This is a genomic window from Flavivirga aquatica, assembly GCF_001747085.1.
GTDB lineage: Bacteria > Bacteroidota > Bacteroidia > Flavobacteriales > Flavobacteriaceae > Algibacter_C > Algibacter_C aquatica.
Window position 1 is genome coordinate 152,625 of record NZ_MDJD01000007.1, and the last position, 23,205, is coordinate 175,829.

Below are 23,205 nucleotides of genomic sequence, written 5' to 3' on the forward strand. Positions count from 1 at the left end.
TATAATTATTGGTATATTACTATTTTAAAATGCCCTTATTAATTATGCTTATTTTAAGCCTAACTTTTTGTAGTTTTGAGTTTCTATCAAAACTCATAAAATGTCAGATCAAAAACGTGTATTTCTAGTCGATGCATTCGCGCTAATTTTCCGTGGTTATTATGCCTTTATAAAAAATCCAAGAATTAATTCTAAAGGTACAGACACCTCTGCTATTTTAGGTTTTATGAATTCTCTATTAGATGTTATAAAACGTGAACGTCCAGATCATTTAGCTGTTTGCTTTGATAAAGGAGGGAGTACAGATCGTGTTGAAATGTATACTGAATACAAAGCCAACAGAGATGAAACTCCAGAAGCTATAAAAATTGCAGTGCCTATTATTCAAGATATTTTAAAGGCCATGCATATTCCTATTATGGTAAAGGCAGGTTATGAAGCTGATGACGTAATTGGAACCCTTTCTAAACAAGCGGAAAAAGAAGGATATAAAATTTTTATGGTAACCCCAGATAAAGATTTTGCACAATTGGTTAGCGAAAATATTTTTATGTATCGCCCTGTATTTGGTGGCGGCTACGAAACTTGGGGTATTCCTGAGGTTCAGAAAAAATTTGAAGTTACAGATCCTCTTCAAGTCATAGATTTTTTAGGTATGATGGGGGACTCCAGTGATAATATCCCTGGATTACCAGGAGTAGGCGAAAAAACAGCCAAAAAGTTTTTAGCACAGTATGGCAGTATGGAAAACCTTTTAGCTAACACCCATGAGCTTAAAGGTAAAATGAAAGAGAAAATTGAAGCTAATGGCGAATTAGGTTTACTTTCAAAAAAATTAGCAACCATAATGCTAAATGTTCCTGTTGAATTTAACGCTAAAGATTTTGAAATGTCTGAACCTGACACCGAAAAAGTAAGTGCTATTTTTCAAGAATTAGAGTTTCGTAGATTAATTGATAATTTCAACAAAGCGTTTGCTGTACAATCTGGAACAAACCAAACCGAAACGACTTCAAAAGATCAAAAAACTAAAGTTATACCTAAAGAAGAGACCTCTGCTGGAGCTGGTCAATTTTCATTATTTGGAGCAAATCCTTCAACGACAACTAAAACTGAAGTCGTCACAGAATTTAGTAGAAAAACAGCTGAAACAACTTCTCACTTTTACCAAAGCATTGCCTCAGGAATGGCGACCAAGCTATTTATTAAAAATTTAATGAATCAATCTAGTGTGTGTTTTGATACAGAAACCACAGGTATAGATCCTATAACAGCACAACTAGTTGGTATTGCATTTTCTTGGAAAGTTAATAAAGGCTTTTATTTACCATTTCCTGAAGATAAAGACGAAGCTCAAGTTTTGATAGAACAATTACGTCCGTTTTTTGAAGCTGAACATATTGAGAAAATTGGTCAGAATTTAAAATACGATATCAAAGTTTTAGCAAAATATAATATTAATGTTAAAGGGAAATTATTTGACACTATGTTAGCGCATTATTTAATTAATGCAGATATGCGTCATAATATGGATGTTTTAGCTGAAACTTATTTAAATTATAGCCCTATTTCTATAGAAACCTTAATTGGTAAAAAAGGAAAGAATCAATTATCAATGCGCGATGTGCCTTTAGATAAACAAACTGAATATGCCGTTGAAGATGCAGACATAACGCTTCAATTAAAAGAGCACTTTAAAAACGAATTAGGAGAAGCTAATACACAAAAACTATTTGATGAGATTGAAATCCCTCTGCTTCGTGTTTTAGCTGCCATGGAATTGGAAGGTATTAATTTAGATAAAGACTTCTTAAATTCACTATCTGAAGATTTAAACACCGATATAAAATCACTAGAATCTAAAATATACATCGAAGCTGGTGAAGAGTTTAATATAGCATCTCCTAAACAATTAGGTGAAATTCTATTTGATAAAATGAAATTGGTAGATAAACCTAAAAAAACTAAAACAGGGCAATATTCCACAGCTGAAGATGTCTTAAGTTACTTAGCTAAAGATCATGAAATTATTCAAAACATTTTAGATTTTAGAGGTTTATCAAAATTAAGAAGTACTTATGTAGATGCCCTACCAACTCAGGTTAAAGAATCAACAGGTAGAGTACATACAGATTATATGCAAACTGTTGCTGCCACTGGACGCTTAAGTAGCAACAACCCTAATCTTCAAAATATTCCTATACGTACGGAACGTGGGAGACAGGTTAGAAAAGCCTTTATTCCGCGTAACGAAGAATATACTTTACTCGCTGCCGATTACTCGCAAATAGAATTACGTATAATTGCTGCATTAAGCAAGGAAGAAACCATGATTGAAGCCTTTAAAAATGGGGAAGACATTCATGCCTCTACAGCTTCAAAAGTATTTGATGTACCTTTAAACGAAGTGACTCGCGAACAACGTAGTAATGCTAAAACAGTAAATTTTGGAATTATTTATGGTGTTTCAGCATTTGGTTTAAGTAATCAAACTAACTTATCTCGAGGTGAGGCCAAAGAATTGATAGACACATATTATGAAACCTATCCTAAGCTTAGAAAATTTATGAGTGAGCAAGTAGATTTTGCTCGTGATAATGGTTATGTACAAACCGTTTTAGGACGCCGTAGATATTTAAAAGATATTAACTCTAGGAATGCTGTTGTAAGAGGTGCAGCAGAACGTAATGCTGTAAATGCTCCTATACAAGGTAGTGCTGCAGATATTATTAAACTTGCCATGATTAATATTTATAATAAATTGGAAGCTGGTAATTATAAAACTAAGATGTTATTACAAGTCCATGATGAATTGGTTTTTGATGTTTATAAACCCGAATTAGACACCATCAAAACATTAGTAAAAACCGAAATGGAAAATGCTTATAAACTAGAAGTTCCCTTAGATGTTGATTTAGATACTGGTAATAATTGGTTGGAGGCGCATTAATCTATTATGTATACGCGCAAGCATGAGTAAGGAGTTCGAATACTATCGCTTCTTCTTACTCTTAAACTTAGCCTTGTTTTTTCGTTTATTAAAAGGTACTGCATCATCAAAAGTATGCTTAGCACTACCGCTTGGTTTATTTTTACGCCATTTGTTATTTTCTGGTAAAAGCACTTTCAATAAATCTTGACGCCCCAATTTATTTAAAGTCTTTTTAATCCACGCTTTATTTTCCTCTTTATACCAAAAGAAAAAACGATGCTGCTCATCTTTTTCTTTTCGGGTTATAGGTGTATTTACTTTTTTAAGCGTGTAAGGATGGTAACCACTATAATAAATTACTGTAGCAACCGTCATTGGTGTTGGCGTAAAACCTTGTACTTGCTCTAACTGAAACCCCATATCTTTGGTTTCGGCAGCAAGATTTGCCATATCTTCGACTTCGCATGCTGGGTGATTCGATATAAAATAAGGTATCAATTGCAACTTCAATCCTTTCTTAATATTAATTTTATCAAAACGCTCCTTAAATTTATGGAAGTAACTAAACGATGGTTTACGCATCAGTTTTAAAACAGGATCACTAGTATGTTCTGGTGCTACTTTAAGCCTACCAGACACGTGTTTTGTCATGACTTCCTCGGTATAGTCGTCTAATTCTTTAGGGTCAGCATTTTTATTGAATTCTGGCACTAACATATCGTGACGAATTCCACTACCTATAAAAGATTTTTTCACTTTTGGATGACTATCTACCGCTTGATATAATTCCGTTAATGGTTTATGTGAGGTATCTAAGTTACTACAAATAACAGGCGAAATACATGAAGGCGCTACACATTTATCGCAAATCTCTTGCACCTTCCCCTTCATTTTGTACATATTGGCACTTGGTCCACCAATATCTGATAAATAGCCTTTAAAATCTGGCATATTAGCAACTGTATCTACTTCACGCAATACTGATTCCTGACTACGAGATGCAATAAATTTTCCCTGATGTGCCGAAATAGTACAAAAACTACAGCCTCCAAAACAACCACGATGGACATTTATAGAAAACTTAATCATTTCAAACGCAGGAATAGGTCCTCGTTTATTATATTTTGGATGTGGTAAACGTGTATATGGTAAATCGAAAGACGCATCAATCTCGTCTTCCGTCATGGTTGGATAAGGAGGATTAATCATCAATGTTCGATCGCCTACCTTCTGAAAAATACGTCGAGCAGCCAATTTATTAGACTCCTGCTCTATTATTTTAAAGTTAGATGCATAAGCCTTTTTATCCTTTAAACACTTTTCGTGCGATACTATTTCAACATCTTCCCAATTACTATTCTTAGGTATTTTAGCATGTTTATCAACAAGAACAGCCGTTTGTTTTATAGTTGTAATGCTACTAAAAGGGACTCCTTTTTGCATTAAACGTACTACTTCACGCAAGGGTTGCTCACCCATACCGTAAACCAACATATCTGCTTTAGAACTTTCTAAAATAGTTGGCATAAGTTTATCACTCCAATAGTCGTAATGCGTTACACGACGTAACGATGCCTCAATGCCTCCTATTAATACAGGAACATCTGGCCATTTTTCTTTTAAAATTTTAGAATAAACGGTTGTTGCATAATCTGGTCGAAAACCAATATCACCATTAGGTGTATAGGCATCTTTATCTCGACGTTTTTTGTTAGCATTATAATTACTAATCATGGGATCCATACAACCTCCTGTAACCCCAAAAAATAATTTTGGAGCCCCTAACTTCACGAAATCTTGAAGATTATCATTCACATTAGGTTGTGGCACTATGGCAACACGCAAACCATAACTTTCTAAAATACGGCCAATTACAGCAGGACCAAATGATGGATGATCCACATAAGCATCTCCACTAAATAAAATAACGTCTAGAGCTTCCCAACCGCGTATTTTAACCTCTTTGTTTGTGGTAGGTAACCAATCTGAAAGTTTTAATTCTTGCATATCGCTGCAAAAATAGTCAAAAAATAATGCTTAACCATTATATTATAGGTAATCAAAAGGTTGGAGGAAATATATTGACGTTACCCAAGGGTCAGGCTTTCTTCTATATCTTTTTAAAAAATAATCATTACAAAGCCGCAAGACATGGCAATCTATAATCTTTTAGTCATCCTTAAATTACAGTTTCTATGTTTTAAAAAGGATGCCGCATCAATCCCTAACGCATCTGTCTGCAATTGGTGGTAACAAATTATAGTTAGTTCTACACTTTTAAAATTTAGAAACACTAACAATTACTAAACCTTATGATTTTAACAAAAAAATAATTCTTTTTTTCGATTATTTTAAATTTCCGTAAATTAAAATAGCCCTTTGCTTTGGATATAAAAGATTAAAATGATTTCGTATTACTTTAACTTAATACACATTAGAGGAAAATTCCAAAAACCCATTAAAATTCTTTACATTCGTTACACCTATAACAGGATTCAAAAATGGCAAATAAATATCTAAGTTTTATATCTGACGAACATCTTTTAAATTGTATTGAAAATCTTCATAAATCATATCTAAAGGCAAAAGCTAATGTGAGTAAGAAGAAATTCTACAAAAATAAAATCGATACAATTAAATTAACTTTTGATGCTAAATTTAATAACTTGGATGAGGAAACACTTATTAAAACTGAAATAAACCGTCAAATTGATAAATCTATAAATAATTCTATCGGCACTTTTCACGAACAGATTTTAGGTGGCATTACTGGATTTGAAATGGGAAAATTAAGTGGGTTTGATATTAAAGCAACAGATAACACTTTATTCGCTGACATAAAAAACAAGCACAACACAATGAATAGTAGCTCTGCTGAAAGTTTATTTCAAAAACTTGCAAATTATGCAGACACATATAAAAAAGCTAATTGTTACTGGGTTCAAGTTTTAGCAAAAAATAGTTTCAATGAAAAATGGTTTGGAGAAATTAACGGAAAAGAGTATAGTCATAGTAGAGTTTATAAAATTTCAGGAGACCAATTTTATAAATTACTTTCAGGTAACGAAAATGCTCTTTTTGAATTGTATCAAGTTTTACCTCAAGCAATTTCTGATTATTTAAGTAAGCAACAGAACGAAAAAAACCAAAGTAATTCTGCTCTCGAAGAAATCTCTGAAAGTTCTGAAAAATCAAAAAGGAGCATTTTAAACGAAATTACTTTTGAAAACTATAGTTACTATTTAGGTTTTGACAAACTCGAATAATAATCATTCAAAAAGTTAATAATAGAATATCCTATTTCTTGTCCTAAATTACAAGGAACTGCGTTTCCTATTTGCTTATATCTTTGAGAAACTGACCCCATAAACTTCCAATCATCTGGAAAAGTCTGAATTCTAGCATATTCTCTAACTGTAAATGGCCTTGTTTCTTCTGGGTGACACCTTTCAGTTTGCTTTTGAGCTGGACTACAAGTAAGTGTTAAGCTAGGTTCATCCCAACCTATTCTTCGAGCAATTCCTGTTTTCCCTCCCCCTAAATAAAAACTCTTCCCCATATATTCTTTTTGAATCTCTAGAGGTAAATTTCTCCAATATCCTTTTTGTGGAACTAAATCTAATACGGTTTTTTTATGTTCCGGGTATTTTGAACCTTCAGATATTGGAACATCGCAATCATATAATTCTCCTTTTTTAAGAGCGTCAACTAAGTTATAAATTTTATTATGAGGTTTTGGGTATTCATATTTTAGATTAATGTCTTTTCTTATTCCTACTAAAATAACTCGTTCTCTTTTTTGAGGAACTCTATAATTAATAGCTTTTAATACTTGAACAGGAATAACACTATAACCAATTTCATCTAAAATAGAAATCATTCCTTCGATGGTCTTACCTTTTTCGTGAGACAACAATCCTTTTACGTTTTCACCAATGCAAATTGGCGGGTTAACTTCTTTTACCACTCTTGCAAACTCATAAAAAAGAGTTCCTCTAGCGTCTTTAAGCCCTAGTTTTTTTCCTGCATAGCTAAATGCTTGACATGGAAATCCTCCAGTAACAATATCTACTTTATTATTATATTCTGTAAAATCAAACGACTTTATATCTCCCTCCAAAACATTCCAATTTGGTCTGTTCTCTCTCAATGTTTGACAAGCCCATTTATCTATTTCATTTAAAGCGACACATTTAATACCTGCTTTTTCTAAACCGACAGCTAAACCACCTGCTCCTGCAAATAATTCTAAAACATTAAATTCTTTAATTGGAATAACAGAATTATCTACCGTATCTTCGTAATCGATAGATAATTGTTCTAACAATGAGTTAATTTGTTCTTTTTTATAAATCCGATATTGACTAATAGGCTCTCGAATAGCAATAAATTTACCATCTCTATCCCAACGCCTGAGAGTTTCTTTACTTTTTCCTAAAATTTCAGAAACCTCATTTAGCGAATAATAATCTTTTGTAACCATATTACACAACCTTACACATTGGTTACAAAAATACAATTAAAGTTGGAATAAAAAAACATGTACTAACATTGTAAAAAACATATGGTATTTGTGCTAAATTTTAAGTTTGTGGTTATTTACAAAGTCCGTTAAACATAAAACAAATACTCTCCCAAAATAAAAACATTTTTTCAATTAAAAGCTATATGCGTTAGGGATAGCAGTGAAAAGCCCACAGCGGAGGTACGACGCGCGGACTTGCAACGTATAGCCCGACCCTTGGGTAACGCCCAAAAACAGATAAACAATTCAAAGAATCAACAAAAAACCTTCAATTAAGCTCAGTCTAACAATCTAAAAGATCCTCTCCAACTATAAATCCATAGCTTTAATACTCTCTAAACGATTACGTTCTAGAAATGCATCGATAGTTTCAAAATGCTCAATTACACGTTGGTCTTTAAATTCAAATACTTTTTTTGATAAACCTTGAAGAAAATCACGATCGTGAGATACTAATATGAGTGTGCCATCAAAATTTTGTAAGGCTTCTTTTAAAACATCTTTAGATTTTAAATCTAAGTGATTGGTAGGCTCATCTAAAATTAATAAGTTAACAGGTTCTAGTAATAACTTCACCATAGCTAATCTGGTTTTTTCACCTCCAGAAAGCACGCCTACTTTTTTATCGATAGCATCGCCTTTAAACATAAAGCGTCCTAAGATATTTTTTATCTGCTTTCTAACATCGCCTTGTGCAACTTCGTCTATGGTTTGAAAAATAGTTAGGTTTTCGTCTAATAACGCAGCTTGGTTTTGTGCAAAGTAACCAACTTGTACGTTATGTCCCAAAGCACATTCACCTTCTACTTCTATTTCATTTAAAATAGCTTTAATCATGGTAGATTTCCCTTCTCCATTTCTACCAACAAAACACACCTTTTCGCCTCTAGATATAGACATACTAGCATCTTTAAATACTATATGTTCGCCATAAGATTTTGATACTTCTTTTACCGTTACTGGATAATCTCCAGAACGTACCGTTTTTGGGAAACGTAATTTTAATGCTGAGGTATCTACATCATCAATTTCTATAATTTCTAACTTTTCAAGCATGCGTTCTCGAGAGTTTACTTGATTTGTTTTGGAGTATGTCCCTTTAAAACGGTCTATAAATGCTTGGTTATCGGCTATAAATTTTTGTTGTTCTTGGTATGCTTTTATTTGGTGTGCACGACGCTCTTCGCGTAATTGTAAATAGTGGGAGTAATTTGCTTTATAATCGTAAATTTTTCCCATAGTTACCTCAATGGTTCTGTTGGTTATATTATCGATAAAGGCTTTATCATGAGAGATTACCACAACTGCATTTGCTTTGTTAAGTAAAAAATCTTCTAACCAAATTACAGATTCTATATCGATATGGTTTGTAGGCTCATCTAAAAGTATTAAATCTGGTTTTTGAAGTAATATCTTAGCCAGTTCAATACGCATACGCCAACCTCCACTAAATTCGCTAGTTTGCCTCGCAAAATCTTCTTGCTTAAAACCTAAACCTTTTAGAGCCTTTTCCACTTCGGCATCGTAATTAACATCTTCTAGTGCATAATATTTTTCACCTAAATCTGAAACTTGCTCAATAAGTTTCATATACTCATCAGACTCATAATCGGTTCTAGTTTCTAAAGCTTTATTAATAGCTTCCATTTCATCACGCATTTTAAAGACATGACCAAATGCTTTGGAAGCCTCTTCAAAAACCGTCATATTGTCCTCTGTTAATAAATGCTGAGGTAAATAGGCTATTATGGCATCTTTTGGAAATCGAACATGTCCTTTTGTTGGCTTTTGGGCACCTGCTATAATTTTCATCATAGTGGATTTACCTGCACCGTTTTTACCCATTAATGCAATTTTATCATTTGCATTAATAGTGAATGACACATCACTAAAAAGTGTATTTCCGCTAAATTCTACCGCTAAAGCATCTACTGAAATCATAATATCTAATTTATTAAGGTCACAAAACTAACATTAAAGGCAGGCACAACAAAACATAATTAGAGTAAAAAACGATGATAAAGTTAGCCTTAAAAAAAACATTCTTGTAAGTCCCTGTAAATCTGCATAAAAATAACTTCTTACTCTATTTGGTAATCAAATATATAATCGTAAATTTGCAAACTCTTTTTAAGAGAGGAATGTTTAATAAATAAAAATTAATTAGTGTGGATACATTAAGCTACAAAACGATTTCAGCCAATAAAGCGACTGTGAATAAACAGTGGGTTTTAGTTGATGCTGAAGGTCAAGCGCTTGGTCGTTTAGCTTCTAAAGTTGCAAAACTTTTAAGAGGAAAACACAAGCCAAACTTCACACCTCACGTAGATTGCGGAGATAATGTTATTATTATCAATGCAGAAAAAATTACGTTATCTGGAAACAAATGGAACGATAAAACGTACATTCGTCATACAGGTTACCCAGGTGGTCAAAAAAGTTTAACTGCTACAGAATTGTACGGAAAAGATCCTGCAAGAGTAGTAGAAAAATCAGTTAAAGGAATGTTACCTAAAAACAAATTAGGTGCAGATTTATTCCGTAATCTAACAGTTGTTGTTGGTTCAAAACATGCTCATGAAGCTCAAAAACCAAAAACAATTAACTTAAACGAATTCAAGTAATGGAAGTAATTCACAAAATTGGCCGTAGAAAGACGGCTGTTGCTCGTGCTTATGTTGCCCCAGGAAAAGGTAGCATTACGATTAATAAAAAAGACTTAACTAATTACTTTACTACAGCTACGTTACAGTACAAAGTAAAGCAACCTTTAGTTTTGACTAACAATGACGGCAACTTTGATATTACAGTTAATGTATATGGAGGTGGTATTACTGGTCAAGCAGAAGCTGTTCGTTTAGCTATTTCTCGCGCTATGTGCGAGGTTGATGCTGAAAACAGATTAACTTTAAAACCAGAAGGTTTATTAACAAGAGATCCAAGAATGGTTGAGCGTAAAAAATTCGGACAGAAGAAAGCGCGTAAGAAATTCCAATTCTCGAAACGTTAATATCATCCTCAACTCGATTGGGGATCTGTTTCTCAGTTATCTCAATCTTGTTGAAATTTAAATTAAAACAGATACTGAAATAAATTCAATATAAAAAACAGTTATTGTTGTCCTGCTTATAAAAACAGGATTTAGTTTAGCATCTAAATGATTAAGGCGAATTTAAATATGACCACTTAATTATTGCTAATTCAACAGAACGTAAACTATTACAAAAATGGCAGTAGAAGTAAAAGAATTACTTGAAGCAGGTGTACATTTTGGACACCTTACTCGTAAGTGGGACCCTAATATGGCTCCTTACGTATATATGGAACGTAACGGTATCCATATTATCAACTTATATAAAACAGCGGCTAAAATTGATGAAGCAGGTGCTGCATTAAGCAAAATTGCTAATTCTGGTCGTAAAATCTTATTCGTTGCAACAAAAAAACAAGCAAAAGATATTGTAGCTGAAAAAGCGGGTGCAATTAACATGCCTTACATCACAGAAAGATGGCCAGGTGGTATGTTAACTAACTTTGTTACTATTAGAAAAGCTGTTAAAAAAATGGCTTCCATTGATAGAATGAAGAAAGATGGTACTTTCATGACGCTTTCTAAGAAAGAGCGTTTACAAGTAGATCGTTTAAGAGCCAAGTTAGAAAAAAACTTAGGTTCTATTAATGATATGACTCGTTTACCAGGTGCTTTATTTGTTGTAGATATTAAACGTGAGCATATCGCGATTAAAGAAGCTCAAAAATTAAACATTCCTATTTTTGCAATGGTAGATACTAACTCTGACCCACGTCAAGTTGATTATGTTATCCCTGCAAATGATGACGCTTCTAAATCGATAGATAAAATATTATCTCACGTAACAGCTGCTATCTCTCAAGGATTAGCAGAACGTAAAGCTGAAAAAGACGCTACAGCATCTGCTAAGGAAGAAACTCCTAAAGCAAAAGCTGCTCCAGCTAAAAAGGTTGCTGCCGAAGAAGAAGAATAAATAACATTAACAAAACACAAACAAGTCGTTTAATTCTTTTCTTTGTTGAAAATATATTGAACGACTTTTTTAAATTATAATTACTATGAGTACTACAGTAAAAGTAACAGCTGCTGAAGTTAATAAATTAAGAAAAGCTACAGGTGCAGGTATGATGGACTGCAAAAAAGCTTTAGTTGAAGCTGAAGGTAACTTTGATAAGGCAATCGAAGTTTTACGTAAAAAAGGACAAAAAGTAGCAGAAAAAAGATCTGACAGAGATTCGTCTGAAGGTGCAGCTATTTCTAAAATTAATGCAGACCAAACTGAAGGTGTTGCTATTGTTTTAGGTTGTGAAACTGATTTTGTTGGTAAAAACGAAAACTTTGTAAGCTTAGCAAACCAATTAGCAGACATCGCTTTAAATAACAAAACTAAAGAAGAATTTTTAGCTGCAGATTTTGGAGGTATGACCGTTGCAGATAAATTAATCGAACAAACTGGTGTTATTGGTGAAAAATTAGACATCACTTCTTTTGAAAAATTAGAAGCTCCTTTTGTTGGTACTTACGTACACATTAACAAAATAGCTGCTTTAGTTGGTTTATCTGCTAAAGTTGATAATGCTGAAACTTTAGTTAAAGATGTAGCTATGCAAGTAGCTTCTATGGGCGCTACTACATTATCTTACAAAGATTTTGACCCTGCTTTTGTTGCATCAGAAACTGAAGCTAGAATTGCTGTTATTGAAAAAGACAACATTGAGTTAGGACGTTTAGGAAAAACACTTAAAAACGTTCCTCAATATATTTCTATGGCGCAATTAACTCCTGAAGTTTTAGCTCAGGCTGAAGAAGATGCTAAAGCACAATTAGCTGCAGAAGGTAAACCAGAAAAAATCTGGGATAAAATTTTACCAGGAAAAATAGAACGTTTTGTTTCTGATAATACAACTCTAGATCAAGAGAAATGTTTATTAGATCAAAACTTTATTAAAGATGAAAAAATAAATGTTGCTAAATATGTAGCATCTTATGGCGATGTTGAAATTACAGGTTTCAAAAGAGCTAGCGTAGGATAATATACAATTCCTTTAAAGTAGGAATCTTATAAAAAAACCACTATTCTTTATTGAATAGTGGTTTTTTTATTTAAAACATCAGCTTAAATCTATTATAACTCCAAATCCATTTTATTTTTGACAAACAGGTCTTCGGTAAACACCAAAAAATTGTTTAGTTTTGCACAATCTTGTTTCCGTCTAGACGGAAATCTCATCAAATATTTATGAAATACAAAAGAATTCTTTTAAAACTATCTGGCGAAGCATTAATGGGAGATCGTCAATATGGTATAGACCCAGAACGATTAGCTGAATATGCGCAAGACATAAAAACAATTACAGATAAAGGTGTAGAAGTTGCCATAGTTATTGGTGGTGGAAACATTTTTAGAGGTGTTTCTGGTGCTAGCAAAGGCATGGATCGTGTGCAAGGGGATCATATGGGAATGCTTGCGACCGTTATTAATGGTTTAGCCTTACAAGGCGCCCTAGAAGATGCAGACATACCAACTAGGTTACAAACCGCTATTCAAATAAATGAAGTTGCAGAACCTTTTATTAGAAGAAAAGCCATGCGGCATCTAGAAAAAGGACGTGTAGTTATTTTTGGTGGAGGCACAGGAAATCCTTATTTTACAACAGATTCAGCAGCAGTATTACGTGCTATAGAAGTTGAAGCTGATGTCATTTTAAAAGGAACCCGTGTAGATGGCATTTATAATGCTGATCCCGAAAAAGATGATAAAGCTATTAAATTTAATTTTATATCTTTTGAAGAAGTATTGCAAAAAGGCTTAAAAGTTATGGATACAACAGCCTTTACACTTAGTCAAGAAAATGAATTGCCTATTATTGTTTTTGATATGAACAAAAAAGGGAATTTACTAAAAGTAGTTTCTGGTGAGAAAATAGGAACGGAAGTAAACGTATAAAACTTGGCGTAATTTTTGAAATGATACATTATAATTATGTTTTGAATTAGCAAATTCGTAACATCATTTATATTTATTAAGACCATATTGATTGATAAAAAAGTTTAAAAATGAACGAAGACATCCAATTTATATTAGACACAGCAAAAGAATCAATGGATAATGCTATTAAGCATTTAGAAAAACAATTCGTTAACATTAGAGCAGGAAAAGCTAGTCCAGCAATGCTTGGTAGTGTTATGGTAGACTATTATGGTTCGCAAACACCTTTAAGCCAGGTAGCAAATGTAAATACACCAGATGGTAGAACTATTACGGTTCAGCCTTGGGAAAAAAATATGCTTCAAGAAATTGAGCGCGGTATAGCTTATGCTAATTTAGGATTTAATCCTATGAATAATGGTGAAACCATTATTATTAACGTACCTCCTTTAACAGAAGAACGTAGACGTGATTTAGTAAAACAAGCTAAAGCTGAAGCTGAAGATGCTAAAGTAAGTATTAGAACTGCTCGTAAAGATGCTAATAACGATATTAAAAAATCTGATGATGTTTCTGAAGATTTAAAAAAGAATGCTGAAATTGACGTACAACAAATGACAGATACGTACGTTAAAAAAGTTGATAATGTATTTGATATTAAAGAAAAAGAAATCATGACAATATAATTTTATTGAAGAGCGACAAAAATTGTCGCTCTTTTTATAAACTCACAGTATTTTGGATACGTAAATGCATAAACACTTTATTCTACTCTTCTTTATTTTATGTGCTATTTTTGTTCATGCACAATCCATTTCTAAAGAAGAAATGGCTCCCAAACAAGACTCTATTAAAAAGACAGAGTTCTTAAAACATTTAGGTAATGGCTACTTACCTACTAAGTATTTTAATTTTGATTTAAGATATTTAATTAAATACAACCAATACGAAGGTGTAAGAACTGGGCTTGGAGGTATAACCAACAATGCCTTTTCTGAAAAATATAGAATAAATAGTTATGGCGTTTATGGGTTTAGAGATCATCGTTTTAAATATAGTATTGGAGGAGGTTTCAGGTTAGCAAAAAGAACAAATACTTGGATTAATTTGTCTTACACAAGTGATTTAGAAGAAACGGGGAGTTCTAAATTCTTAACAGATAAACGTTTTTTTCAATTTTTTGAACCTCGGTTATTAAATATTGATTTGTTTCACAAACATGTTACAAAAGCAATTACTATAGAACATCAATTAACTCCCAAGATACTAACAGAAACTAAATTAGCTGTTAGTAATACAGATCCTACCTATAGCTACGAATATATTTTAAATGATAATAATGCTATAAAATCTTTTCATCTAACTACTGCTAAAGTTTCTTTACAATGGAGTCCTTTCAGCCAATATGAATCATCAAGAAAAAGATTAGTAGAAATTAAAAAGGGCTATCCTAAATTTACACTTCAATATACAAAAAGCTTTGATGACCTTTTTAAAAGTGATTTTAGTTTTTCAAAATTGGATTTTAGAACTATTTATAAAATTGAAGGGAAACATTCTAACCCCTCAATAATAACCTTAGTTTCAGGAATTACAAATGGTAATACTCCTCTAACTCATTTATATCATGCCTACCCTAATAATATTAACAAAGAAACTGTTATGCAACGATTTTCTGTTGCTGGCTTAAATAGTTTTGAAACAATGTATTTTAATGAATTCTTTTCAGATAAATTTGCTACACTTCAACTAAAACACTTTTTAAAACCTTTTAATATTTCTCAACGTTATAAACCACAACTTGTTTTAATTACACGTTATGCTATTGGTGATATTAAAAACCCAGAAAGACATCAAAATGTAACTTTTGGTTCTCTAAAAAAAGGCTATACTGAATCTGGTTTTGAAATCAATAAATTACTATTTGGCTTTGGTTTAAGCCTTACTTATCGCTATGGCGCTTACCATTTGCCTGATTTTAATGATAATGTTGCATTAAAGTTTACATTTAATGTATCATTATAAGGTAATATGCTCCTTTTTTCTACCTTTGTACATCTTTTAAATTAAGCATGTTCAAACTTTTCACCAACGCCTTTTGGGGCGTTACCGCTAGATTAATTTTACGTAATAAAATTCTTATTCTTATTGGTATAGTAGCAGTTACATTTTTTCTAAGTCTAAATTGGAAAAATATGCGCTTTACATATACCGAAGCCAATTTACTTCCAGACGATCATAAAGTCAACTTAATCTATAAAGAGTTTTTAAACACTTTTGGAGAAGAAGGAAACCTTATTGTTCTTGGAATAAAAGATAGTACGCTGTTTACTGTTGAAAAGTTAAATGCATGGAATAAACTTTCAGAAGATTTTAAAAAAAGTGACGCTGTTGAGACTGTTATTTCAATAAAAGACCTACAAAAACTTGTAAAAGACACTAAAAATGAAAAGTTTAATTTAGAACCTTTCATTAAAGACTCTATTACCTCTGTATCTCAAATTGAATCATTACAAAATGAGCTTTTTAAAAAATACCCCTTTTATGACAACTTTTTGTTTAATAAGGATACTAGAACAATTAGATCTGCTATTTATTTAAAAAAAGATATTGTTAATACATCTGAAAGAAAAGATTTTGTTGTTGATGTATTAATGCCTCGCATTAAAATTTTTGAAGAAAAAAATAATATAAATGTTCGCATATCTGGAATGCCATATATTCGAACTTTAAACGCTCAAAATATTGTTGATGAAATTGGTCAGTTTATTCTAGCTGCCTTATTAGTAACATCTCTTATTTTCTTTTTATTTTTTAGATCGTTTAGAGCCACTTTTATTTCTCTTGTTGTTGTTTGCATTGGAGTTATGTGGACTCTTGGAATTATTGGTTTTTTAAACTATGAAATTACTGTTTTAACAGCCCTAATTCCTCCCCTAATTATTGTTATTGGAATACCCAATTGTATCTTTCTAATAAATAAATACCAGCACGAGGTTAAATTACACGGTAATAAAGTAAAATCATTACAACGTGTTATCACAAAAATTGGTAATGCTACCTTAATGACTAATGTTACTACAGCCTGTGGTTTTGCAACTTTTATTCTTACAGAAAGTAAGTTATTAAAAGAATTTGGAGTAGTTGCTTCGTTAAGTATTTTAGCCATTTTTATCTTATGCTTACTTATAATCCCTATTATATACACCTTTTTACCTTACCCACAAGAACGTCATTTAGAACATCTAAATAAACGCTGGATTGGTGGTTTTGTAAATTGGATGGAGCGCATGGTAAAACAACGCCGTATTACCATTTACGCTTCTTCTATTTTATTACTAACTATTAGTATTATTGGCATTTACCAAATAAAGATTTCTGGTAGTTTGATTGAAGACATGCCTAAAAAAACAGATTTTTTTAAGGATATTCGTTTTTTCGAAAAAGAATTTAATGGCATTATGCCTTTAGAAATCATGATTGATACCAAACGTAAAAAAGGTGTTATGAAACTTTCTACTCTTAAACGAATGGATGCTTTGGAAGATTTAATTATTGAAATTCCAGAGTTATCAAAACCAGTTTCTGTTGTTGGCTTAGTTAAATACTCTAAACAAGCTTACTATAATGGTAATACCAAATACTATCAATTACCAACTTCGCAGGAAAACAGTTTTATATTATCTTATGCTAAAAATTCATCATCTAATGTCGATTTACTTAAGAATTTTGTAGATAGTACAGGACAATATGCACGTATCACAACTTTTATGAAAGATGTCGGTACAGATAAAATGGAACGTATAGAAGAGAATATTCAAGCTAAAATTGATAAATTATTTCCAAAAGAAAAGTACAATGTTATCATGACAGGTAAAGCCTTAGTTTTTCAAAAAGGCACAAAATATCTTGTTAAAAATTTAGCTATATCATTAAGTTTAGCCATATTTTTAATAGCCCTATTTATGGCATATATGTTTAGGTCTGCACGTATGATAATAGTATCATTAATACCAAATCTTTTACCCTTAATAATAACTGCAGGTTTAATGGGATATTTAGGTGTTCCTATAAAACCTTCAACCATATTAGTATTTAGTATCGCTTTTGGTATTTCTGTAGATGATACTATTCACTTTTTAGCAAAATACAGACAAGAATTACAAGCAAATCATTGGAAAATTAAAGTCTCTGTTTACGGTGCTTTACGAGAAACCGGTGTTAGTATGTTCTACACATCAATTGTTTTATTTTTTGGATTTTCTGTCTTTACCATTTCTAGTTTCGGAGGTACTGTAGCTTTAGGAGCATTAGTATCTGCCACTTTATTGTTTGCAATGCTTTCGAACCTACTATTATTGCCTTCTTTACTTTTATCTTTAGAAAGAAATATTGCGAATAAAGAAGTACTTAAAAAGCCACCTATAAATATTATTCCTGAAGAAGATGATACTGAGAGTAAAGATTCAAATCTTTAAATGATGTTAAAATTATAGATCATTCAATTTAGAATTTGAATTTTCATGATTGAAAACTTTATATTTACACTGTAAATTTTATTCTATATACAAACCCTAAGAAACATTTCTAAAAAACAGAAATTAAGACAATGTATATAGATTTATAAAACAATAAATATAAATACATGAAATTACGAACTGTTTCAGAGTTATTATCAGAAGACATAACCATTCCGGAAGTAGACATAAAAGGCTGGGTAAGAACTTTTAGAGCTAACAGATTTATAGCTTTGAACGATGGTTCAACTATAAATAATATTCAATGTGTTGTCGACTTTGAGAATTTTGATGAAGCACTTTTAAAACGCATAACAACAGGCGCTGCTGTACATATTAAAGGAGAATTAGTTGAAAGCCAAGGTAAAGGTCAAAAAGTCGAAATACAAGTAAACTCAATAGATATATTGGGTGACTCAGATCCAGAAACCTACCCTATCCAACCTAAAAAACATTCATTTGAATTTTTAAGAGAAAATGCTCATTTACGTACTAGAACCAATACATTTAGTGCCATAATGCGCTTACGTTCTTCATTGTCTTACGCTATTCATAAGTATTTTAATGAAAATGGATTTTACTACATGCATGCCCCAATCATCACGGGAAGCGATGCCGAAGGTGCCGGAGAAATGTTTAAAGTCACAAATCTAGATACAGAAAAGCCACCTCTAAACGATGAAGGTAAAATAGATTATTCTAAAGATTTCTTCGGAAAAGAAACTAACTTAACTGTTTCTGGACAATTAGAGGCTGAAACTTATGCCATGTCTTTAGGCAAAGTATATACGTTTGGACCTACATTTAGAGCAGAAAACTCTAATACCTCACGTCATTTAGCTGAATTTTGGATGATAGAACCAGAAGTTGCTTTTATGGATTTGGCTGGTAATATGGATTTAGCAGAAGACTTTATGAAATCTGTTATAAAACATATTCTTGACAATAATAGAGACGATTTAGAGTTTTTAGATAAACGTCTACAAGATGAAGAAAAAACTAAACCGCAGGCAGAAAGAAGCGAAATGACTTTAATTGAAAAGTTGAATTTTGTTACTGATAATAATTTTAAACGTGTTAGTTATACTGAAGCTATAGATATTTTACGCAATTGTAAACCCAATAAGAAAAAGAAATTTAAATATCCAATTAATGAATGGGGAGTAGATTTACAAAGTGAACATGAACGTTTTCTTGTTGAAAAACACTTTAAATGTCCTGTTATCTTATTTGATTACCCTGCAAATATTAAGGCTTTTTATATGCGTTTAAATGATGATGGAAAAACAGTTCGTGCTATGGATATTTTATTCCCAGGTATTGGCGAAATTGTAGGTGGAGCACAACGTGAAGAACGATTAGATATATTAAAAGAAAGAATGGCAGCTATTAATATTCCTGAAGAAGATCTTTGGTGGTATTTAGATTTACGTAAATTTGGAACTGCCGTACATTCTGGTTTTGGCTTAGGTTTTGAGCGTTTAGTAATGTTTGCAACAGGAATGGGGAATATAAGGGATGTTATTCCTTTTCCAAGAACACCTCAAAATGCAGAATTTTAATTGTTTTGAAAGCATAAAAAGATTTATTTTTTATAAATTGTTTTACTATAATTAAATAGATTCATAAACTCTCAATATTACCAAAACATCTATATTTATGACTTATATAGATTGTTTTTTTTTAATTTTAAAGTCAACAAAATTGATTTATGCTCAAACAATATTTACAATTTAAATTATCACAAAAACTGTCACCGCAACAAATTCAATTAATGAAATTGATACAGTTGCCTACACAAGCTTTTGAACAACGTTTAAAGCAAGAATTAGAAGAAAATCCAGCTCTTGAAGGTGGTAAAGAAAATAGCGAAAGTGAACTTGATTCGGATTTCGATAACTCCACTGATGATTTTGATGATAGTGAATCTATAGGCAATGATGATATAAATGTTGATGAATATTTAAGTGATGATGAAATTCCGGATTACAGAACGCAAGCCAATAATTATAGCAATGATGACGAAGAAAAAACAATGCCTTATGCAGCGGGTACATCATTCACGCAACATTTAATAAATCAATTAAACACCTATAGATTATCTGAAGAAGAGCGTGATATTGCTGAATTTTTAGTTGGCAGTGTAGATGAAAGCGGATATATTCGCAGAGACTTAATTGATATTATGGACGATTTGGCATTCACACAAAACGTTTATACCTCAGAAGAAAACATCTATAAAGTTTTAAAAATTGTACATCAATTAGATCCAGCTGGAGTTGGAGCTAGAAATTTACAAGAATGCTTAAGTATACAATTACACAGAAAAAATAAAACACCAGATACAGAATTAGCTATTAATATTATTGATAATGCCTTTGATCAATTTACAAAAAAGCATTATAAAAAATTAATTCAAAAATTTGATATTTCTGAAACTCAATTAAAAGATGCTATCTCTGAAATTGAACATTTAAATCCTAAACCAGGAGGTTCTTATGCTGGAAATAATAGAATTGTAGAACATGTAGTTCCTGATTTTGCTATTAAAATTGTTGATGGAGAATTAGAATTAACACTTAATGGTAGAAATGCTCCAGAGCTCCATGTATCCAGAGAGTACAATAATATGCTTAAAGGATATAAAGACTCTAAGGACAAGTCTAAATCACAAAAAGACGCTGTCGTTTTCATCAAGCAAAAGCTTGATGCTGCAAAATGGTTTATCGAAGCCATAAAACAACGACAACAAACCTTATTTGTTACCATGAGTGCTATTATGCATTACCAAAAAGAATATTTCTTAACTGGTGATGAACGTAATTTAAAACCCATGATTCTTAAAGATGTTGCTGACGAAATCTCCATGGATGTTTCAACGGTATCGCGTGTAGCAAACAGCAAATATGTAGACACACCCTACGGAACAAAATTGATTAAAGAGTTCTTTTCTGAATCTATGAAAAATGATCAAGGAGAAGACGTATCTACTCGAGAAATAAAGAAAATTTTAGAAACTGTCGTTGAAGAAGAGAATAAGAAAAAGCCCTTAACGGATGAAACATTAGCCTCTATTTTAAAGGAAAAAGGCTATCCTATAGCTAGACGTACAGTAGCAAAATATAGAGAACAATTAGATATTCCTGTAGCACGATTACGTAAAAAGATATAATGGACAAAGTATTAAAAAGTATTTCATATATTTTTCACCCCTTAATAATGCCATTATTAGGTGTTATATTTTACTTTTTAAAATCTCCAATACATATTCCTTTTGAAATTATTCAAGCTAAATTAGTTTCCCTTTTTATACTAACAGTTGTTTTACCAATTCTTTTGTATTTTTTATTAAAAACCTTGGGACAAGTAAAATCTATCTATCTTGAAACCACTAATGAAAGAATATATCCATTAATACTAAATTGTATTGTTATTTTAATAGTTATATATCGTATTATCACTCCTTCTCAAATTATTGAGCTTTACTATTTCTTTATTGGCATATTAATTTCATCTATGTCTTGTTTAGGTCTAGCTATTTTGAAATTTAAGGCGAGTATACATATGACAGCTATTTCTGGAGTTTTTATGTTTTTTGTTGCTCTAAGTATTCATTTTAGTATAAACATAAATAGCACACTTGCCTTAGTTACTATAATAATAGGAGCTGTTGCGACATCAAGACTACACCTAAAAGCGCATACTTCTAAAGAACTCATTATGGGACTTTTTATAGGTGTAATTCCGCAATTAATTTTGGTTTCCTATTGGTTATAAACATTAAGAAACCAGCTTTAGTTTATTATAATATATAAAACATTAATCCAATTTTTATAGCATTTATATCTATATCTTCTCCATTAAGATCTGCATCTTTAGAAAAAATAGAATTTAAAGCATAATAGAAATGAATATTCCAAGTATTATAACCTGCTGTTAATGTTAAACCATATTGGAAATTTTCAAAGTCATTATTGTCATTATATTTAAAGCGTCCTAAATCGCCTTTATATTTAGCTGTATTCGTTAACACATAACCAACCTTGAAACCTGCATAAATACGCCAAAAATCATAATCTGTAGGTGTTGATGTTCGCCATCTAAACTCAATAGGAACTTCTATTAAATGATTAGAAAATTTGTTTTTAGAATATGTATTATTATTTTCTACTATACTATATACAAAATCACCTGTATCTTCTTTTCTAATAAGCAAATTTTGGTTAAATGAATTAGCAGAATACCCCAAACCTACACCTATTGCAATATTTCTTTTTTTATTTATAGGCATGTCTTTAATAAACCCTAAATGAAACCCTAAAGAAAATCCTCTTTGAGAAAGTTTTTCAGGTTGCTTTCCTATTAAATTATAAGTGACTCCTGCATAAAACTGATCTTCTTTATATAGTGAATCTATATCTTTCACAATATGATTCTGTGCAGAACACAATATAGCACCGATTAAAAAAAACAGGATAAAAAATATACGATTCATCAGTAATAATTAGTATGTGTTAATTTTTAATAAGAACTCATTTTGACTTTATGTTTTTAACCGAAAATGAGTCAAAATTTGTTCAGATAAAGTTATTTTTTAAAAGGTATAGCATCGCTAAGCATGAGAAAATAACTTAAATATGGGATAATCTTGGACATTTTTTTAGGAAATAGAAAAAGTCAAAATGAGTTCTAATCTTAAAATTATAATTAAATATAACATTATTAAAAATAGAAAAGACGTTTTGAAAATATCAAAACGTCTTTTTTTTATAAAATTAAGAGTTTATAAATTAATTACCTATTACACTACCTTTTTTAGTAGTATAGTTTATTTTAAGTGCATTAACTTTTCGTAATTCTTGTTTAATATCACCAATTAACCCCATATTAGCATCACTATCTACTTTTAAAGCAGTAGTTAAAAATGGTATTAATTCTTCACGTTTTGAAGCGCGTTGTTCTGCAATAAATCCAGCTATATCTTTTACATCTGCAAAACTATCATCTAGCTGAATCTTTGCTTCTGTACCCATTTGCTTATAGTTTTCACTTGGTTTACCTGCATATATATACATAACCAAATCTTTCTTATCAAGCTTTTCTACTTGATCTGCAAATGGTAAATTATTCTCAATCTTTAAGCTATTTTGCCTCATAACTGTGGCAACCATAAAGAAGAATAATAACATAAATACAATATCCGGTAATGCTGCTGTATTAACTGCAGGTATTTCTCCTCCTTTTTTCTTTTTAAATTTAGACATAATTGTT

The 23,205-nt window shown here is 31.4% G+C and carries 18 protein-coding genes; 13 read left to right on the forward strand and 5 right to left on the reverse strand.

The genetic code is table 11. The features are described 5' to 3' along the window. The first annotated feature begins 100 nt into the window (after window positions 1-100). Window positions 101-2,950, forward strand: coding sequence for a DNA polymerase I (polA, locus tag A8C32_RS01415; protein WP_069828666.1), 2,850 nt, complete (start codon window positions 101-103; stop codon window positions 2,948-2,950). A gap of 42 nt (window positions 2,951-2,992) precedes the next feature. Here the strand turns inward: polA and A8C32_RS01420 are convergent, their stop codons facing one another. Then, window positions 2,993-4,939, reverse strand: a complete 1,947-nt coding sequence (locus A8C32_RS01420) for a YgiQ family radical SAM protein (protein ID WP_069828667.1) — start codon at window positions 4,937-4,939, stop codon at window positions 2,993-2,995. A gap of 494 nt (window positions 4,940-5,433) precedes the next feature. Between A8C32_RS01420 and A8C32_RS01425 the strand changes: the two genes are divergently transcribed. Next, window positions 5,434-6,198 (forward strand): Eco47II family restriction endonuclease, encoded by a 765-nt coding sequence (locus A8C32_RS01425; RefSeq protein WP_069828668.1) that lies wholly within the window; start codon window positions 5,434-5,436, stop codon window positions 6,196-6,198. On the opposite strand, the gene dcm is transcribed toward A8C32_RS01425, so the two are convergent. Both dcm and A8C32_RS01435 read right to left on the reverse strand, forming a co-directional pair. Then, window positions 6,171-7,415, reverse strand: a complete 1,245-nt coding sequence (gene dcm, locus A8C32_RS01430) for a DNA (cytosine-5-)-methyltransferase (RefSeq protein WP_069828669.1) — start codon at window positions 7,413-7,415, stop codon at window positions 6,171-6,173. The two genes, A8C32_RS01425 and dcm, sit on opposite strands and share 28 nt — an antisense overlap. 351 nt (window positions 7,416-7,766) lie before the next feature. Beyond that, entirely contained in the window at window positions 7,767-9,398 is a 1,632-nt protein-coding gene (locus A8C32_RS01435) for an ABC-F family ATP-binding cassette domain-containing protein (RefSeq protein ID WP_069828670.1), read from the reverse strand. Window positions 9,399-9,625: 227 nt separating this feature from the next. Here A8C32_RS01435 and rplM point away from each other — a divergent pair, with 227 nt between their 5' ends. The 11 genes from rplM (at window position 9,626) to A8C32_RS01490 (ending at window position 21,711) form a co-directional block, all read left to right on the forward strand. Beyond that, a complete protein-coding gene (rplM, locus tag A8C32_RS01440; RefSeq protein ID WP_069828671.1) occupies window positions 9,626-10,081 on the forward strand; it encodes a 50S ribosomal protein L13 in 456 nt (151 codons plus the stop codon). Then, complete coding sequence (gene rpsI / locus A8C32_RS01445; protein WP_069828672.1) at window positions 10,081-10,467, forward strand: 30S ribosomal protein S9; 387 nt, start codon at window positions 10,081-10,083, stop codon at window positions 10,465-10,467. Before rplM ends, rpsI begins: the two co-directional genes overlap by 1 nt. Before the next feature lie 217 nt (window positions 10,468-10,684). Next, window positions 10,685-11,461 carry a 30S ribosomal protein S2 gene (gene rpsB, locus A8C32_RS01450; RefSeq protein WP_069828673.1) on the forward strand — a complete coding sequence of 259 codons (777 nt, stop codon included), beginning with the start codon at window positions 10,685-10,687 and terminating at the stop codon, window positions 11,459-11,461. A gap of 85 nt (window positions 11,462-11,546) precedes the next feature. Further along, window positions 11,547-12,521, forward strand: coding sequence for a translation elongation factor Ts (gene tsf, locus A8C32_RS01455; RefSeq protein WP_069828674.1), 975 nt, complete (start codon window positions 11,547-11,549; stop codon window positions 12,519-12,521). A 206-nt stretch (window positions 12,522-12,727) separates the two neighbouring features. Then, complete coding sequence (gene pyrH, locus A8C32_RS01460) at window positions 12,728-13,435, forward strand: UMP kinase (RefSeq protein ID WP_069828675.1); 708 nt, start codon at window positions 12,728-12,730, stop codon at window positions 13,433-13,435. Window positions 13,436-13,545: 110 nt separating this feature from the next. After that, window positions 13,546-14,103, forward strand: coding sequence for a ribosome recycling factor (frr, locus tag A8C32_RS01465; protein WP_069828676.1), 558 nt, complete (start codon window positions 13,546-13,548; stop codon window positions 14,101-14,103). Window positions 14,104-14,167: 64 nt separating this feature from the next. Further along, window positions 14,168-15,442, forward strand: a complete 1,275-nt coding sequence (locus A8C32_RS01470) for a DUF5686 family C-terminal domain-containing protein (RefSeq protein WP_069828677.1) — start codon at window positions 14,168-14,170, stop codon at window positions 15,440-15,442. Window positions 15,443-15,489: 47 nt separating this feature from the next. After that, a complete protein-coding gene (locus tag A8C32_RS01475) occupies window positions 15,490-17,895 on the forward strand; it encodes an efflux RND transporter permease subunit (protein WP_069828678.1) in 2,406 nt (801 codons plus the stop codon). A gap of 167 nt (window positions 17,896-18,062) precedes the next feature. Continuing rightward, entirely contained in the window at window positions 18,063-19,496 is a 1,434-nt protein-coding gene (gene asnS, locus A8C32_RS01480; RefSeq protein ID WP_069828679.1) for an asparagine--tRNA ligase, read from the forward strand. A 149-nt stretch (window positions 19,497-19,645) separates the two neighbouring features. Then, complete coding sequence (rpoN, locus tag A8C32_RS01485) at window positions 19,646-21,106, forward strand: RNA polymerase factor sigma-54 (RefSeq protein WP_069828680.1); 1,461 nt, start codon at window positions 19,646-19,648, stop codon at window positions 21,104-21,106. Next, window positions 21,106-21,711 (forward strand): hypothetical protein, encoded by a 606-nt coding sequence (locus A8C32_RS01490; protein WP_069828681.1) that lies wholly within the window; start codon window positions 21,106-21,108, stop codon window positions 21,709-21,711. The genes rpoN and A8C32_RS01490 overlap by 1 nt, the downstream gene beginning before the upstream one ends. Window positions 21,712-21,736: 25 nt before the next feature. Here A8C32_RS01490 and A8C32_RS01495 read toward each other — a convergent pair whose 3' ends face one another. Together A8C32_RS01495 and A8C32_RS01500 are read right to left on the reverse strand one after the other, a co-directional pair. Continuing rightward, window positions 21,737-22,360, reverse strand: coding sequence for a porin family protein (locus A8C32_RS01495; RefSeq protein WP_240491667.1), 624 nt, complete (start codon window positions 22,358-22,360; stop codon window positions 21,737-21,739). 364 nt (window positions 22,361-22,724) lie between these two features. Further along, complete coding sequence (locus A8C32_RS01500; RefSeq protein ID WP_069828683.1) at window positions 22,725-23,198, reverse strand: ExbD/TolR family protein; 474 nt, start codon at window positions 23,196-23,198, stop codon at window positions 22,725-22,727. Window positions 23,199-23,205: the final 7 nt, after the last annotated feature.

What these genes read in the sequence shown, in the direction of transcription:
- rpsI (WP_069828672.1), top strand. Translation starts at nt 10,081, where the DNA reads ATGGAAGTAATTCACAAAATTGGCCGTAGAAAGACGGCTGTTGCTCGT.
- A8C32_RS01425 (WP_069828668.1), top strand. Translation starts at nt 5,434, where the DNA reads ATGGCAAATAAATATCTAAGTTTTATATCTGACGAACATCTTTTAAAT.
- A8C32_RS01475 (WP_069828678.1), top strand. Translation starts at nt 15,490, where the DNA reads ATGTTCAAACTTTTCACCAACGCCTTTTGGGGCGTTACCGCTAGATTA.
- A8C32_RS01420 (WP_069828667.1), bottom strand. Translation starts at nt 4,939, where the DNA reads ATGCAAGAATTAAAACTTTCAGATTGGTTACCTACCACAAACAAAGAG.
- rpsB (WP_069828673.1), top strand. Translation starts at nt 10,685, where the DNA reads ATGGCAGTAGAAGTAAAAGAATTACTTGAAGCAGGTGTACATTTTGGA.
- A8C32_RS01470 (WP_069828677.1), top strand. Translation starts at nt 14,168, where the DNA reads ATGCATAAACACTTTATTCTACTCTTCTTTATTTTATGTGCTATTTTT.
- A8C32_RS01490 (WP_069828681.1), top strand. Translation starts at nt 21,106, where the DNA reads ATGGACAAAGTATTAAAAAGTATTTCATATATTTTTCACCCCTTAATA.
- tsf (WP_069828674.1), top strand. Translation starts at nt 11,547, where the DNA reads ATGAGTACTACAGTAAAAGTAACAGCTGCTGAAGTTAATAAATTAAGA.
- polA (WP_069828666.1), top strand. Translation starts at nt 101, where the DNA reads ATGTCAGATCAAAAACGTGTATTTCTAGTCGATGCATTCGCGCTAATT.
- dcm (WP_069828669.1), bottom strand. Translation starts at nt 7,415, where the DNA reads ATGGTTACAAAAGATTATTATTCGCTAAATGAGGTTTCTGAAATTTTA.
- asnS (WP_069828679.1), top strand. Translation starts at nt 18,063, where the DNA reads ATGAAATTACGAACTGTTTCAGAGTTATTATCAGAAGACATAACCATT.
- frr (WP_069828676.1), top strand. Translation starts at nt 13,546, where the DNA reads ATGAACGAAGACATCCAATTTATATTAGACACAGCAAAAGAATCAATG.
- A8C32_RS01500 (WP_069828683.1), bottom strand. Translation starts at nt 23,198, where the DNA reads ATGTCTAAATTTAAAAAGAAAAAAGGAGGAGAAATACCTGCAGTTAAT.
- pyrH (WP_069828675.1), top strand. Translation starts at nt 12,728, where the DNA reads ATGAAATACAAAAGAATTCTTTTAAAACTATCTGGCGAAGCATTAATG.
- rpoN (WP_069828680.1), top strand. Translation starts at nt 19,646, where the DNA reads ATGCTCAAACAATATTTACAATTTAAATTATCACAAAAACTGTCACCG.
- A8C32_RS01435 (WP_069828670.1), bottom strand. Translation starts at nt 9,398, where the DNA reads ATGATTTCAGTAGATGCTTTAGCGGTAGAATTTAGCGGAAATACACTT.